Source organism: Streptomyces sp. NPDC005070 (assembly GCF_053600395.1).
This window is the reverse complement of the sequence record NZ_JBSFZS010000155.1, coordinates 1-14,859: the sequence shown is the minus strand read 5'-3', so window position 1 is coordinate 14,859 and position 14,859 is coordinate 1. Positions and strand designations below refer to the sequence as shown.

11 protein-coding genes, 2 tRNA genes, 2 pseudogenes and 1 riboswitch are annotated in these 14,859 nt (G+C 71.2%); of the genes and pseudogenes, 10 read left to right on the top strand and 5 right to left on the bottom strand.

Annotated elements, in window-relative coordinates; all coding sequences use genetic code 11:
- Both ACWEBX_RS33070 and ACWEBX_RS33065 read right to left on the bottom strand, forming a co-directional pair.
- Positions 1 to 888 (bottom strand): annotated as a pseudogene (locus ACWEBX_RS33070) (hypothetical protein); the annotation flags it as partial.
- Between the two features lie 78 nt (positions 889 to 966).
- On the bottom strand, positions 967 to 1,317 hold the full coding sequence (locus ACWEBX_RS33065; protein WP_382782861.1) for a metallopeptidase family protein: 351 nt from the start codon (positions 1,315 to 1,317) through the stop codon (positions 967 to 969).
- 163 nt (positions 1,318 to 1,480) lie between these two features.
- Between ACWEBX_RS33065 and ACWEBX_RS33060 the strand changes: the two genes are divergently transcribed.
- The 5 genes from ACWEBX_RS33060 to ACWEBX_RS33040 all read left to right on the top strand — a co-directional run bounded on the left by ACWEBX_RS33060 (position 1,481) and on the right by ACWEBX_RS33040 (position 8,018).
- A complete protein-coding gene (locus tag ACWEBX_RS33060; RefSeq protein ID WP_451888454.1) occupies positions 1,481 to 2,731 on the top strand; it encodes a serine hydrolase domain-containing protein in 1,251 nt (416 codons plus the stop codon).
- A 194-nt stretch (positions 2,732 to 2,925) separates the two neighbouring features.
- Positions 2,926 to 3,447, top strand: coding sequence for a hypothetical protein (locus ACWEBX_RS33055; RefSeq protein ID WP_451888453.1), 522 nt, complete (start codon positions 2,926 to 2,928; stop codon positions 3,445 to 3,447).
- 387 nt (positions 3,448 to 3,834) lie between these two features.
- The gene (locus tag ACWEBX_RS33050) at positions 3,835 to 6,024 is read left to right on the top strand and encodes a DEAD/DEAH box helicase (RefSeq protein WP_451888452.1); all 2,190 of its coding nucleotides are present in this window, start codon (positions 3,835 to 3,837) and stop codon (positions 6,022 to 6,024) included.
- 263 nt (positions 6,025 to 6,287) lie between these two features.
- A complete protein-coding gene (locus ACWEBX_RS33045; RefSeq protein WP_451888451.1) occupies positions 6,288 to 7,823 on the top strand; it encodes an amino acid permease in 1,536 nt (511 codons plus the stop codon).
- Between the two features lie 122 nt (positions 7,824 to 7,945).
- A tRNA-Lys gene (locus ACWEBX_RS33040) sits at positions 7,946 to 8,018 on the top strand.
- A 58-nt stretch (positions 8,019 to 8,076) separates the two neighbouring features.
- Here the strand turns inward: ACWEBX_RS33040 and ACWEBX_RS33035 are convergent.
- Together ACWEBX_RS33035 and ACWEBX_RS33030 are read right to left on the bottom strand one after the other, a co-directional pair.
- Positions 8,077 to 8,730 carry a GTP cyclohydrolase II gene (locus ACWEBX_RS33035; protein ID WP_451888450.1) on the bottom strand — a complete coding sequence of 218 codons (654 nt, stop codon included), beginning with the start codon at positions 8,728 to 8,730 and terminating at the stop codon, positions 8,077 to 8,079.
- A gap of 121 nt (positions 8,731 to 8,851) precedes the next feature.
- Complete coding sequence (locus ACWEBX_RS33030) at positions 8,852 to 9,361, bottom strand: MarR family winged helix-turn-helix transcriptional regulator (RefSeq protein WP_451888449.1); 510 nt, start codon at positions 9,359 to 9,361, stop codon at positions 8,852 to 8,854.
- Positions 9,362 to 9,441: 80 nt separating this feature from the next.
- Here ACWEBX_RS33030 and ACWEBX_RS33025 point away from each other — a divergent pair, with 80 nt between their 5' ends.
- The 5 genes from ACWEBX_RS33025 to ACWEBX_RS33005 all read left to right on the top strand — a co-directional run bounded on the left by ACWEBX_RS33025 (position 9,442) and on the right by ACWEBX_RS33005 (position 14,593).
- Complete coding sequence (locus ACWEBX_RS33025) at positions 9,442 to 10,584, top strand: dihydrofolate reductase family protein (RefSeq protein WP_451888448.1); 1,143 nt, start codon at positions 9,442 to 9,444, stop codon at positions 10,582 to 10,584.
- Positions 10,585 to 10,668: 84 nt separating this feature from the next.
- A tRNA-Met gene (locus tag ACWEBX_RS33020) sits at positions 10,669 to 10,742 on the top strand.
- A 248-nt stretch (positions 10,743 to 10,990) separates the two neighbouring features.
- Positions 10,991 to 12,097 (top strand): PP2C family protein-serine/threonine phosphatase, encoded by a 1,107-nt coding sequence (locus ACWEBX_RS33015; RefSeq protein ID WP_451888447.1) that lies wholly within the window; start codon positions 10,991 to 10,993, stop codon positions 12,095 to 12,097.
- A gap of 215 nt (positions 12,098 to 12,312) precedes the next feature.
- Positions 12,313 to 12,468, top strand: a riboswitch (cyclic di-AMP (ydaO/yuaA leader).
- 11 nt (positions 12,469 to 12,479) lie between these two features.
- The gene (locus ACWEBX_RS33010) at positions 12,480 to 13,514 is read left to right on the top strand and encodes a M23 family metallopeptidase (RefSeq protein WP_451888446.1); all 1,035 of its coding nucleotides are present in this window, start codon (positions 12,480 to 12,482) and stop codon (positions 13,512 to 13,514) included.
- A gap of 134 nt (positions 13,515 to 13,648) precedes the next feature.
- Positions 13,649 to 14,593 (top strand): aldo/keto reductase, encoded by a 945-nt coding sequence (locus ACWEBX_RS33005; RefSeq protein ID WP_451888445.1) that lies wholly within the window; start codon positions 13,649 to 13,651, stop codon positions 14,591 to 14,593.
- A gap of 66 nt (positions 14,594 to 14,659) precedes the next feature.
- Here ACWEBX_RS33005 and ACWEBX_RS33000 read toward each other — a convergent pair.
- A pseudogene (locus tag ACWEBX_RS33000) lies at positions 14,660 to 14,859 on the bottom strand (PrsW family intramembrane metalloprotease); the annotation flags it as partial.

Here is a 14,859-nt window from a genome sequence, read left to right as displayed (position 1 = left end):
CACGTCGACCGCGTACTGCTTCACGAGCGAGGCGATGATCTTCCAGCTCGCCGGGTTCAGATGGATGTCGGAGACGTGGAGCACCCGGATCGTGGTCGGGTCGGGCTCGTAGACGGGAAGGGTGGACGTGACGTCGTACAGCTTCGTCACGTTCGTCACCAGGCGCGCCAACTCCTTCTGGTAGACGTCGAATTCGCTGACGATGCTGCGGGCGTCGCCGACCAGGGACGGTGCGGAGGCGAGCAGGCCGGAGTACTTCGGCTCCAGGACCGATTCGGGATTCCAGGTGGCGAAGGCGGTCGCTCCGGAGGCGGCCAGGAGGCAGAGGGCGAGACCTCCGGCGGCGAGGGCGCGGCGCGGGCGGCGGTAGACCGCGAGACCGAGGGCGCCGGCGCCGGCGGCGACGGCTATGCAGGAGCGGACGGCCAGGTCGAGGGTGCCGTGCTCGACGTCCCGTACGACCTCGTCCTGGAGTCCGGCGAGACGTTCCGGGTGTTCGACGAGGGCCTGGGAGCGTTCGGGGTCGAGCCGGTCGACGTCCACGTCCAGGCGCAGGGGGGCCTCGTGGCTGCGCAGCTCCAGCGCGCCGAGAGGGGAGATGTTGATCTTCGTGCCGCCGGTGAGGGAGGGGCGCAGGGTCATGGTGGTGTTCATGGGGCCGACCGGGACGCGGACGTTGCCCACGACCAGCAGTCCCAGCCAGGCGCCGATCAGCACCACGCACAGAAGCCCGAGGGCGCGGCTGTAGGGGTTTTCCCGGGGGGCGAGTTCGAGCACCGGGCCCTTGCGGCGGCCGGGGCGGCGGCGGGCGAGCGCGTGGAGCGCCCGTCCGGCGCGGTCGGCCGTGCGGCGGACGGCGGCGGTTGCGGCAACGGGGACGCGGGCCATTTGTCCCGTCTGCCCAAGGGGTGGTGCGGGTATGCGGGGTTCCGGCACCCTCGCGGGAGGGGCGTGCGGGCGGCCGGGTCAGCCCCAGCCGAGTTCGTGCAGGCGGTCGTCGTCGATGCCGAAGTGGTGGGCGATCTCGTGGATCACGGTCACGGCGACCTCGTGCACGACCTCGTCCGTGGTCTCGCAGCGGCGCAGGGTGGGGCCCATGTAGATCGAGATGCGGTCGGGGAGGACTCCGGCGTACCACTCGCCGCGGTCGGTGAGCGGGGTGCCCTCGTAGAGGCCCAGCAGTTCGGGATCGTCCGCGGGAGGCTCGTCCTCGACGAACACGGCGACGTTGTCCATGACCCGGGTCAGCTCGGGCGGGATCCGGTCCAGCGCCTGGCTCACGAGCTCTTCGAAGGTTTCGCGCGTCATCTCCAGCACGTGGCCATTGTCGGGGATGGCGCCCCGGTGGCGGTGTACGACGGAGACCCGGAGGGGGCCGGATCCGCGGAGGGGGCGTGGCGTCTGCCCCACATGGGGTGTCTCGTACCATTTTCGGAGTGTTCTGACGAAAGGGGCCGGAGCGTCCGGTGATAGTGCGGGCATGACACGCACCCCCTCCCCGGCCCGTCCGGGCGCCCGCGCCCGGGCCCGTACGGCCCTCCTCTGCGCCGCGCTGCTCGCCGTCACGGTCCAGACGACCGCCGCCGCGCCGGCGTTCGCGCAGGCGCCGGCCCGCTATGGCGAGAACGACTGTGTGAGGACCGAGAGACCACTGGGCGGCGAGGCCCGCGAGGTCCTCGCCATCGCCCGGAAGGCCAAGGCCGACCTGCATCTGAAGTCGGTGGAGCTGAAGGTCACCAGCCACGGGCGCGAGGTCCTGACCGACGCGCTCGGTGAGTCCATGACCGGTGTCCCGGCCCAGCCGGACATGCACTTCCGTGCCGGTTCCGTGGCCTTCTCCTACGTCGGCACGGCCCTGCTGCAGCTCGTCGAGGAGGGCAGGGTCGGCCTGGACGACACCGTGGAGCGCTGGCTGCCCGGCGTGCCCCAGGCGAACCGGATCACCCTGCGGATGCTGGCCAGCAACACCACCGGACTGCACGACTACGTCACCGACCCGGCCTTCCTGGCCGAACTGGAGGCGCACCCCTTCCGTCACTGGACCCCGCAGCAGTTGCTCGCGTACCCCTACAGCCACCCGTTCTGGTACGAGCCGGGTACCAACTGGAGCTACTCGCACGCCAATTACCTGCTGCTGATCCAGGCGCTGGAGAAGATCACCGGCACCCGGATCGACAAGCTCCTGCGGGAGCGGGTCACGGGTCCGCTGGGTCTCGACAACACCCGGAACAACTTCACCCCCGACATCCCGCGTCCGGTCGTGCACGCCTTCACGTCCGAACGCGGCCTGTACGAGGAGTCCACCTTCTGGAACCCGTCGTGGACCACCGCGCCCGGCGCCGTGATCACCACGCATGTCTGTGACCTGGCCCGTTCGGCGGCCGGCATCGGCAGCGGCGCGCTCATCTCGCGCAGCTCCTACCGCACGCTGCTCGACCCGGGGACGGTCGGTCTCGGTCATCCGACCGCCACGTGCCCCGCCACGGTCTGTCTGGAGCAGACCGAGGCCAAGCACTTCGGGCTCGGTGTGATCGTGATCAACGGCTGGGTCCTGCAGAACCCGTCGTTCTCGGGTTACGCGGCGATCCAGGCGTATCTCCCGTCCGACGGTCTCGCCATCGCGGTCAACGCGACCAAGACCAAGGACACCCCCGACGGCAACCAGGCCGAGGTGGTCGCCCAGCGCATCGCGGCCGCGCTGGCCCCGCAGGCCCCGCTGGCGATCGTCTGACCCGCGGCGTCTCCCCGGCCGCGTCCGCCGTGCGGGGAGCGCCGGCTTCACGGAGGCGCCCTCCGGGCCCGGTTGGGCCCGGGGGGCGCGTGTCCTCCCGTGGGCGGCGGGAGTTGGACAGGGAGAACTCCCGTTTCTCCCCACGCTCCCGGCTTCTTCCGAGCGGGGGACACCCCGTTCGGAGGTGGCCGCCCGTGCGCGCCTTGTACGTACCCGTCCGTCTGGCCGCCGCGGTCCTGGCCGTGGCCGCCACCGCCGGCTGCATGAGCGTCGGCGACGACGCGGGGCGGCCGGGGCCCTCCCACTCGGCGGACAGACGGGCCGACGGGGTGCCCGGCGACGGGTCCGCGGTGGGCGGCGGCGGGGTCGGTTCGTACAGCGGGAAGAGCGGCAGGAGCGGAAAGGGCGGCAGGGGCGGAAAGGCCTCCGCGAAGCCGGGGGAGTCCGCGTCCGGCGACGCGTCGGCGTCCCCGGGCGGGAAGCCGTCCGCGAAGGCGACGGAGAAGGACGGGGCCCCCTCCAAGGCCTCCACACCGCCCGGGGGCGAGCCGACTCCCACGCGTACCTCGGCGGAGCCGTCGCCCGAGCCCCCGCCGGTCTCCCCGCCGTCGCCGCCCGACCCCGGAACCCCGGAGCCGTCCTCGTCGGCCCACGAACAGCCGGTGACCCAGCTGATCCAGCGGGAACCGGCCCCCGAGGCGGGCTCACCGGTGTAGCAGGCAGGGGAGCGGGGCGGGCGCCGATCCCGCCCCGCCGGACCCGGCGGGTCCGGCCGCACGGCCGGTGTGGCGGGGTTCACGGGCGCTGGAGGCGTGGATGTGGCCTGTTCAACAGCGCCGTCGGCGTGGGCGGGGTAGCGTGGATGACGCGAGCAGGTGGCTTGAATGCACCCTCACCTGGTCGTATGGGGCTCAGTTTGCCTTCATGGGGGAAGGGTGCGTATGGTAGTAGATCGTTTGATCCCATTTGCCCGGCGCCGCCGCAGAGAGCGCCGCGTGGCGCGTACTCTCCCTTGCCGTGGCCGGACCGCATAGAGGCGGTCGTTTGCGACTTCACGGAGTTTGGGCGCGTGCCGAAGAAACTCCGGAAGGTTCGCATTTCGCATGTCTGTTTCCAGTACTGATCACGTCGTCGTGCCCGAGAACAACGAGAACAACGACGCGGTCGAGGCCACGGTCGAGGCGATCGAGACCACCGAGTCCGCCGAGTCCGCCGCCCCCGAGCTCACCTTCGCCGACCTCGGTCTCCCCGAGGGCGTCGTCCGCAAGCTCGCGCAGAACGGCGTGACCTCCCCCTTCCCCATCCAGGCCGCGACCATCCCGGACGCCCTGGCCGGCAAGGACATCCTCGGCCGCGGCCGCACCGGCTCCGGCAAGACCCTCTCCTTCGGTCTGCCGGCCCTGGCGCAGCTCGCCGGCGGCCACACCGAGAAGAAGAAGCCGCGCGCCGTCATCCTGACGCCGACCCGTGAGCTGGCCATGCAGGTCGCCGACGCGCTGCAGCCCTACGGCGACGTCCTCGGCCTGAAGATGAAGGTCGTCTGCGGCGGTACGTCGATGGGCAACCAGATCTACGCCCTGGAGCGCGGCGTCGACGTCCTCGTCGCCACCCCGGGCCGTCTGCGCGACATCATCAACCGCGGCGCCTGCTCGCTGGAGAACACCCAGATCGCCGTCCTCGACGAGGCCGACCAGATGTCGGACCTGGGCTTCCTGCCCGAGGTCACCGAGCTGCTCGACCAGGTTCCGGCCGGCGGCCAGCGGATGCTGTTCTCCGCCACGATGGAGAACGAGATCTCCACGCTGGTCAAGCGCTACCTGAGCAACCCCGTCACGCACGAGGTCGACAGCGCGCAGGGCAACGTCACGACGATGTCGCACCACATCCTCATCGTGAAGCCCAAGGACAAGGCGCCGGTCACCGCCGCGATCGCCTCCCGCAAGGGCCGCACGATCATCTTCGTGCGCACCCAGCTCGGCGCCGACCGCATCGCGGAGCAGCTCCGCGACGCCGGTGTGAAGGCCGACGCGCTGCACGGCGGCATGACGCAGGGCGCCCGTACGCGGACGCTGGCCGACTTCAAGGACGGTTACGTCAACGCGCTCGTCGCGACCGACGTCGCCGCCCGCGGTATCCACGTCGACGGCATCGACCTGGTCCTGAACGTGGACCCGGCCGGTGACCACAAGGACTACCTGCACCGCTCCGGCCGTACCGCTCGCGCGGGCCGCTCCGGCACCGTCGTGTCGCTGTCGCTTCCGCACCAGCGCCGCCAGATCTTCCGCCTGATGGAGGACGCGGGCGTCGACGCCGCGCGTCACATCATCAACTCGGGTACGGCCTTCGAGCCCGAGGTCGCCGAGATCACCGGCGCCCGGTCGATGACCGAGGTCCAGGCCCAGTCCGCGGGCGACGCCGCCCAGCAGGCCGAGCGTGAGGTCACGCAGCTCACCAAGGAGCTGGAGCGCGCGCAGCGCCGTGCCGCCGAGCTGCGCGGCGAGGCCGACCGTCTCGTCGCCCGCGCCGCCCGTGAGCGCGGCGAGGACCCGGAGGTGGCGGTCGCCGCCGCCGCCGAGGCCGCCGAGCAGGCCGTCGTCGAGGCCCCGGCCGTCGAGGCCGTCGCCGCCGAGCAGGACGAGCGTCCCGCGTACGAGCCGCGTCAGCGTCGTGACGAGCGCGGCAACTACGAGCGTCGTGACAACGACCGTGGCGGCTTCCGCCGTGACGACAACCGTGGTGGCGGCTTCAACCGTGACGACCGTGGTGGCCGTTCGTTCGAGCGTCGTGACGACAACCGTGGTGGCGGCTTCCGCCGCGATGACAACCGTGGTGGCGGCTTCAACCGTGACGACCGTGGTGGCCGTTCGTTCGAGCGTCGTGACGACAACCGTGGTGGCGGCTTCCGCCGCGATGACAACCGTGGTGGCGGCTTCAACCGCGATGACCGTGGTGGCCGTTCGTTCGAGCGTCGTGACGACAACCGTGGTGGCGGCTTCCGCCGCGATGACAACCGTGGTGGCGGCTTCAACCGCGATGACCGTGGTGGCCGTTCGTTCGAGCGTCGTGACGACAACCGTGGTGGCGGCTTCAACCGTGACGACCGTGGCGGCCACCGGGGCAGCGACCGTCCCTTCAACCGTGACCGTCAGGGCGACCGTCCCGCGAGCGGCGGCTTCCGCTCCGGCCACGACCGTCCGGCCGCCCGCCGCGACGACCACCGCACGACGGGCACGGGCACCGGCACCGGTTCGTTCCGCCGCGACGAGAAGCCGCGCTGGAAGCGCAACGGCTGACGCCTGACAGCGCAGTGACCTGATGTGGCCCCCACCCGGACCGGGTGGGGGCCACTTCGTCGTTTCCGGGGCTCGTCGTCTCCGGGGCGAGTCCCGGAGAGCCATGTCCGGCAACGTCTACCGCAACGCCGGTACGGGGACGGGCTCGTTCGGCCCGGGCGTGAAGATCGTCGGCGGCCGGCAGGGCCACAAGGGCCTTTTCTGGCCACATTTCCCATCGGTACGGCGCATGTCATGCACTCGGCGAGGGAATCGCTGGGTGCATGACAGATGACGCCAGAGCGACTGGGCTGTCGGACGAAGAGCGGCTCGCCCAGCTCGGCTACACGCAGGTTCTCGCTCGCCGCATGTCGGCTTTCTCCAACTACGCGGTCTCCTTCACCATCATCTCGGTCCTGTCGGGCTGCCTGACGCTGTATCAGTTCGGGATGAACACCGGCGGCCCCGCCGTCATCACCTGGGGCTGGGTCGCGGTCGGACTGATGACGCTGTTCGTCGGGCTCGCGATGGCCGAGATCTGTTCGGCCTATCCGACGTCCGCCGGGCTGTACTTCTGGGCCCACCGGCTCGCCCCGGAACGCAGCAGGGCCGCCTGGGCGTGGTTCACGGGCTGGTTCAACGTCCTCGGCCAGGTCGCGGTGACCGCCGGCATCGACTTCGGCGCGGCGCTGTTCCTCGGCGCCTACCTGAACCTCCAGTTCGACTTCGAGGTGACACCGGGCCGCACGATCCTCCTGTTCACCGCGATCCTGATCCTGCACGGTCTCCTCAACACCTTCGGCGTGGGGATCGTCGCCCTGCTCAACAGCATCAGCGTGTGGTGGCACGTCGTCGGCGTCGCCGTCATCGTCGGCGCGCTGACCTTCGCGCCGGACCACCACCAGTCGGCGGACTTCGTGTTCACGAAGTTCGTCAACAACACGGGCTGGGGCAGCGGGGTCTACGTCGTCCTCGTCGGACTCCTCATGGCCCAGTACACGTTCACCGGGTACGACGCCTCCGCCCACATGACGGAGGAGACCCACGACGCCTCCACGGCCGGGCCGAAGGGCATCGTGCGCTCCATCTGGACCTCGTGGATCGCCGGCTTCGTCCTGCTCCTCGGCTTCACCTTCGCCATCCAGTCCTACGACAAGGAGCTGGGCTCGGCGACGGGTGCGCCCCCGGCGCAGATCCTGCTGGACGCGCTCGGCGCAACGACCGGCAAGCTCCTGCTGCTCGTCGTGATCGGCGCGCAGCTCTTCTGCGGCATGGCCTCCGTGACCGCCAACAGCCGTATGATCTACGCCTTTTCGCGTGACGGCGCGCTGCCGTTCTCCTCGGTGTGGCACACGGTGCATCCGCGCACGCGGACCCCCGTGGCGGCGGTCTGGCTGGCCGCGGGCGGCGCCCTGCTGCTCGGCCTGCCGTACCTGATCAACTACGCGGCCTACGCGGCCGTGACGTCGATCGCGGTGATCGGCCTCTACGTCGCGTACGTCATCCCGACGCTGCTGCGGCTGCGCAAGGGCGACGACTTCGAGCGCGGGCCCTGGCATCTGGGCCGCTGGTCCCGGCCGGTGGGGGTGGTCGCGGTCGGCTGGGTGGCCGTCATCACGGTCCTGTTCATGCTGCCGCAGGTCTCCCCGGTCACCTGGGAGACGTTCAACTACGCCCCGGTCGCCGTGCTCGTCGTCCTCGGCTTCGCCGCGGCCTGGTGGCTGGCCTCGGCCCGGCACTGGTTCCTCAACCCCGGGCATCAGCGCACGATCGCCCGTGAGGCCGCCCGCAAGGGTGCACCCGAACCGGTCGATCCCTGACCTTGTGGGGCCTCGGGCGTGGCCGGGTCACCGATACCCGATCGGAGTCCCGGCCACGTCCCGCTATGCTCGGGGATGCATCGGCGCGGGCCGGTGCGCCGTGTCGGTGTTTTCCGGTGCGGGGACCCTTAGCTCAATTGGCAGAGCAGTGGACTTTTAATCCATTGGTTGTGGGTTCGAGTCCCACAGGGTCTACGGAAAGGCCCCCGGTTCAGAGGTATCCGAACCGGGGGCCTGTTTCGTTGCCGGGGTGTCAGCCCGCCGAGAGGCCGGAGAGCCCCGCGTGCTCCGTGAGTTCAGGCAGCGGCAGCGTGTGCTGGGTCTGGAGGACCTTGGCGCGCAGGTAGCGGACGTTGTGGGCGGTGGTGAAGACGCCCGTCGGGACGCGGTGGGAGACCGTGATGCCGAGTTCGCGGAGCTGTTCGGCCTTGTCCGGGTTGTTGGACAGCAGGTCCAGGGAGCCGATGCCGAGGGCCCGGAGCATCTGGGCGGCCGCCGTGTAGTCGCGGTCGTCCTCGGGCAGGCCGAGGGCCGCGTTGGCGGCGTAGGTGTCGAGGCCCTGGTCCTGGAGGGCGTACGCGTCGAGCTTGTTGTAGAGGCCGATGCCGCGGCCCTCCTGGCGCAGGTACAGCAGGACGCCGCCGCGCTCCGCGATCTGCTCCACCGCCTCGCGCAACTGGGGTCCGCAGTCGCAGCGGGCCGAGCCGAACACATCGCCGGTCAGGCACTCGGAGTGGAGCCGCACCAGTGGGTTCGCGCCGGGCTCGCCGAGGACGACGGCCAGGTGTTCCTTGCCGTCGTCGAGGCCGTGGAAGGTCACGAGTTCGGCGTCGACGGAGTAGCCGTCGCCGAAGCGCAGGGGTACGCGGACGCGGGTGCGCACGGTGGCGGTGGGGTGGTCGCGCATGGTGTCTCTCCGTCCGGCAGGTTCGTACGGGCTGTGCTTCAGATTTGAAGCACAGCCTCGGAACGAGACCCTACATCTGCTTAAAACTTCAAGCAACGGGTTTCGAGCCCTCTCGGGTGTCCTACGAGGAGCAGGAACGCCGCCGCCACGGCAGATCCTCCCCGGGAGCCCCGGGATCTCCGCTCTGGATGGCCCGGGTGATGGTTCCGCAGATCTCCTCGAGCTGTCCCACCTGCTCCGGGGTCAGATGGTCGAAGACCGCCGTCCGAACCGTCTCGACGTGCGCGGGCGCCACCCGCTCCAGGAGGGTCATGCCCTCGTCGGTGAGCACGGTCATGTGCCCGCGCTTGTCGGTGGGGCAGCCCTCACGGCGTACCGTGCCGTCCTTCTCCAGCCGCGCCACCGCGTACGTCAGCCGGCTGCGGGTGATCTTCAGGGCCTCGGCGAGGTCGGTCATCCGCAGCCGCCGGTCCGGAGCCTCGGACAGCCGGGACAGGATGGAGTAGTAAAGGTGGGGCATCCCCGCCTCCGCCTGCAGCCGGCGGTCGATGGCGTCCGCCAGGAGGGAGGTCGCGGAGATGTACGAGCGCCAGGCGCGCTGTTCGGCGGCGGAGAGCCAGCGGGTCGTCATGAGACCAGTCTAGGTATTGTTTAAAACTTGAACCACTGCGCCCGGATTCCTGTGCGCGTGCGACCGGAGGATGCGTCCCGATGCCCCGTCCCTACGTCCTGCTGTCCGCCGCCGTCTCCCTCGACGGCTTCCTGGACGACACCGGCCCCGAGCGGCTGCTGCTCTCGGGCCCGGCCGACTTCGACCGGGTCGACGAGGTGCGGGCGTCCAGCGACGCGATCCTGGTGGGTGCGGGCACGCTGCGCACGGACAACCCGCGGCTCCTGGTCAATTCCCCCGAGCGGCGTGCGGCCCGGGTCGCCGACGGCCGTCCCGAGTACCCGCTGAAGGTCACCGTCAGCGGTTCCGGAGAGCTCGACCCGCGGGCGCAGTTCTGGCACACGGGCGGCGAGAAGGTCGTCTACACGACGGACGAGGGCGCGCCGCGCGCCGCCGCCGCGCTCGACGGCCTCGTCGACGTCGACGTCGTCCCGACCGGCCCCCGGCTCGACTGGCGGGTGCTGCTGGAACACCTTCACGACGTACGGGGGGTGCGCCGCCTCATGGTCGAAGGGGGCGGCAAGGTCCACACCCAGCTCGTGCGCGAGCAGCTCGCCGACGAACTGCAGCTCGCCGTCGCCCCCCTCTTCGTCGGGCAGCCCGACGCGCCGCGGCTGTTCGGGACCGGGGAGTACCCCCCGGGCCGGATGCGGCTGGTGGAGACCCGGCCCGTCGGTGACGTCGTGCTCATCCGGTACGTCCCCACCGCGCCCGGCACCGGCTCGCTCGCCTCGGCCGCCGACCGGCGGTGGCTGGAGCTCGCCTGCGAGCTGGCGGAGCTGTGCCCGCCCTCGAAGACCGCGTTCAGCGTGGGCGCCGTGGTGGTCGCCGCCGACGGGACCGAACTGGCCCGGGGCCACTCCCGCGAGGGCGACGACCCCGTCGCGCACGCCGAGGAGGCCGCCCTCGCCAAGATCGACCCGGCCGATCCCCGGCTGGCCGCCGCCACCGTCTACAGCAGCCTGGAACCGTGCGCCCACCGCGCCTCCCGGCCCGCGCCGTGCGCCCGGCTCATCCTCGACGCCGGTGTACGGCGGGTCGTCACCGCATGGCGCGAGCCCGACACCTTCGTCACGGACGCCGACGGGAACGGACTCCTCGCCGCCGCGGGCGCCGAGGTCGTCGTCCTCCCCGAGTACGCGGACCGCGCCGAGGCCCCCAACCGGCACCTGGCGGCCCGGTAGGGAGCGGGTGCCCGCGCTGCGGGAGGGGCGGGTTTGAACGGGTGTGCTTCGGGTCCCGCGGATGGCGTACACTGGTTTCAACGACGCGGGGTGGAGCAGCTCGGTAGCTCGCTGGGCTCATAACCCAGAGGTCGCAGGTTCAAATCCTGTCCCCGCTACTGAAGGCCAAGGGCCGGAACTCGGATTCACGAGTTCCGGCCCTTGGTGTTTGTCCCACCGATTTCTCCGGCCGGTTCCGTTCGGGCGGACGACGCCGCGCTCCCCCGGTCGGGCCACAGGGGTCGCCCGCCGCCCGCGCGCCGGTTCTTCTGGACGGGTGGGGCAGCCAGGAGGTGAGCGGCGGACCGGACAGTTTCATGACCCGGCCGGCCGTCCGTCCCGCGGTGTCCACGGGCCCGGGAGTGTCGTGTCACCCGGTTCGGCGGCAGCGGAGCCGCGCCGGATCGTGTGGGCACGCGCCTTCGTCCGGGCCCTGCCCGTGCTGCTCGTCGCCGCCGGGATCGTCTACGACTACTTCACCCCGTCGGAATTCACCGCGGCCCCCCTGTTCGCGGCCGCACCCCTGGTCGCCGCGCCCCTCTACTCGCTGCGCGGAACCGTTCTCGCCGGCGTCCTCGCCGTGGGCGCCGTGCTCGTGACGCACAGTGTGCTCGACATCGTCCTTCAGGTCGACGCGGTCACCGAGGTGGTCACCGTGACGACGGCCGCCGTCCTCGCCGTCCTCATCAACACCGTGGTCCGGCGCGGCGACGAACGGCTCGCCTCCGTCCGGGAGATCGCCGCGTTCGCGCAGCGCGCCGTGCTGCCCGAGCCCGAGGCGACGATCGCCGGGCTCGAGGTCGCGGCCCGGTACGAGGCGGCGCAGGAGGACGCGTTCATCGGCGGGGACCTGTACGCGGTGCAGGACTCCCCGTACGGCGTGCGGCTGGTCGTCGGCGACGTACGGGGGAAGGGCATGACCGCGGTGGCCGCTGTCGCGACGGTGGTCGGGGCGTTCGGGGAGGCGGCCGAGCGGGAGGCGACCCTGGGGGGCGTCGCGGAGCGCCTGGAGCGGGCACTGACGCGCGCGGGCACCCGGCGCGACAGCGTCGACGCGGTCGAGGGGTTCACGACCGCCGTCCTCGCCGAGATCCCGCAGGGCGAGGGTGTCGTACGCGTCGTCAACCGCGGCCATCCGCCGCCCCTGCTGCTGTATCCCGACGGCGCGCTCGTCACCCTCTCCGCCGAGTCCTTCGCGCTGCCCCTCGGGATGAGTGACCTGGGAAGCCAACCCGCCCCGACGCTGCGGGAGGGATTTCCGCGCGGGGCGACGCTGCTCCTGCACACCGACGGACTGTCCGAGGCCCGCGACGCGCGGGGGGAGTTCTTCGATCCGGCCGCCTGGCTGGCCGGACGGGTCTTTCCCGGCCCCGACGCGTTGCTGACCGCTCTCTTCGAGGCGGCCCGCGCGCACACGGGCGGCCCGCTGACGGACGACCTTGCGCTGCTCGCCGTCCGGCGTCACGAACAGTGATCGGACCGTTCCCCTCCGCATAGCAACTGACTTACCGTCAGGGAAATCCGTGCAAGCGGCACGCGGTCAACTCGCCCGTTTTTCATCGTCCATGACCCCAAAGTCCTGGCCAAGAGGCGTTAATGATCAGCCGGAACAGCTTGGAATTCGGCACCCGGGTCTATTAACGTTCGATAACGCAGCGCGGTCGTCACAACCGTCACAAGAGGCGGCTCCGTGCGCACGCGCCGAATCCCGCAAGGGAACCGGGGACCCACCTCATGGGGTGAATCGAGCGTAATCCGCCGTGGAAGCACGGTGGCAATCGCCCGTAGGAGACCTTCCTGCTCCGAACCCGTCAGCTAACCCGGTAGGCGGCAAGGAAGGAAAGGAGTGCGCCCACGTGGCGTCCAACCGGCCCGCTCAGCCAACCTCGTTCGCGCCGAACGAAGCCCACACCTTCGGCTATGGCAAGGACGAGGGACCCTGGGAGGAGTGGAACCCCACCGCGGATTCCCTCGCTCCCGTCCGCGGCCGGCACCGCACGGGCAAGCAGCGCGGCGGAGGACTCGCCCGCAGCTCCACGGTTCTCGGCGTCGGTGTCATAGCCGCCGTCGGTGGTGGTGGCATCGCCAGCGCCGCTCCGGGCAAGGCGCCCGTCTCGATCTCACTGCCCGACCTGTCGTCGGTCACCGCGTCGGCCAAGGCCCTGATATCGGACGGCGGATCCAGCACCCCCAAGGGCTCCACGACTCCGCTCACCACCGCCGGTCTGACCAGCGTCGACGCGGCCCAGGGCAGCACCGACGCCGGTGAGGCGCTGCGCGACCGCATCATGGCGCAGGCCCAGTCGCAGCAGAACCAGGCCGACACCGCCACGCAGAAGGCCGTCCAGACCGCCGCCGCGCAGAAGGCCGTCCAGGCCGCCGCCAAGCAGCAGGACGAGGCCCAGGCCAAGGAAACCGCCGCGAAGAAGAAGGCGGAGGAGGCGGCCAAGCAGAAGGCCGAGGCCGAGCGCCTCGCCGAGCTGGCCAAGAGCTACTCGCTGCCGACCTCGTCGTACACCCTGACCTCGCGCTTCGGTGAGGCCGGCTCCATGTGGTCCTCCGGCTACCACACCGGACTCGACTTCGCGGCGCCCACCGGCACGCTGATCAAGGCGATCCACAGCGGCACCATCACCGAGGCCGGCTGGGCCGGATCGTACGGCTACCGCACGATCCTCACCCTCGACGACGGTACGGAACTCTGGTTCTGCCACCAGTCGTCGATCAGCGCCACCGTCGGCCAGAAGGTCGCCACCGGCGATGTCATCGGACGCGTGGGCGCCACGGGCAACGTCACCGGGCCGCACCTGCACCTCGAGGTGCACCCCGGCGGCGCCGCCACCGGCATCGACCCGATGGCGTGGCTCCAGAGCAAGGGCCTCAACCCCTGATCTCCGATCTCCGGCAGCCCTGACGTCAACCCCCCCGACGTCAGGGCTGCTGGTCGTCCGGGCCCGGACGGCGGCGCGCACCGCACCCGGTGCTTGTGGAATACATCCATCCGGTACGGGCGTTGAGGCCGTACATGACTTCTCTTCGCAAGCTCGGTTCGTCCGATCTCGAGGTCTTCCCGCTCTCCCTCGGGGGCAACGTCTTCGGCTGGACGGCTGACGAGACCCGGTCCTTCGCCGTGCTCGACGCCTACGCCGCCGCCGGCGGCAACTTCCTCGACACGGCCGACTCCTACTCGGCCTGGATCGAGGGCAACGAGGGCGGCGAGTCCGAGACCGTCATCGGCAAGTGGCTGAAGAGCCGCGGCAACCGCGCGGACATCGTGGTCGCCACCAAGGTCAGCCAGCACCCCGCGTACCCCGGGCTGTCCGGTGCCAACATCAAGGCCGCGGCCGACGCGTCGCTGCGCCGCCTGGGCACCGACCACATCGACCTCTACTACACGCACTTCGACAAGCCCGAGGTGCCGGTCGAGGAGGTCATCGGCGCCCTCGACGAGCTGGTGCGGGCCGGCAAGGTGCGGCACATCGCCGCCTCCAACATCTCCCCGGAGCGGCTGCGGGAGTCCCTGGAGTTCTCCGACCGCGAGGGCCTCGCCCGGTACGTCGCGCTCCAGCCCCACTACAACCTCGTCTCGCGCGACACCTACGAGGGCGCCCTGCTGGAGCTCGCGTCCCGGGCCGGTCTGGCGGCCGTCCCGTACTTCGCGCTCGCCGCCGGTTTCCTCACCGGCAAGTACCGCCCCGGCACCACGGTCGACTCTCCGAGGGCGGGCGGCGCGGCCAAGCACCTCGCCACGGAACGCGGGCCGCGGGTCCTCGCCGCCCTCGACGAGATCGCGGCGGCCCACGACGACGCCGTCCCGACGGTCGCCCTCGCCTGGCTGGCCGCACAGCCGACGGTCGCCGCGCCGATCGCCTCCGCCCGCACGGTGGAGCAGCTCCCGGCCCTGCTCGGCGTCGCGGACCTGGTGCTGACGGACGACGAACTGAAGCGCCTGTCACAGGCGTCCGCGTAACGGCCGGCCCGTCGGCGCGGTGCACCGGTGACGTCCACCGGCGCACCGCGCCGTGACCGTCCAGCGCTACGAGCTGTACGGGTTGTACGCGGGATACGGGGCCGGCGCGGACGCCTGGGCCGGCCACCCGTACGGCCGCGCGGGCGGGGCGACGTATCCGTACGCCTGGGGCGGCCAGGGCGGTGGTGCGGGCAGCGGTGCCGTGGCGCGGGCCGCGTAGGCGAGAGCCGGACGGGCGATCTCCCGGCGGCGCCACAGCTCCTCCA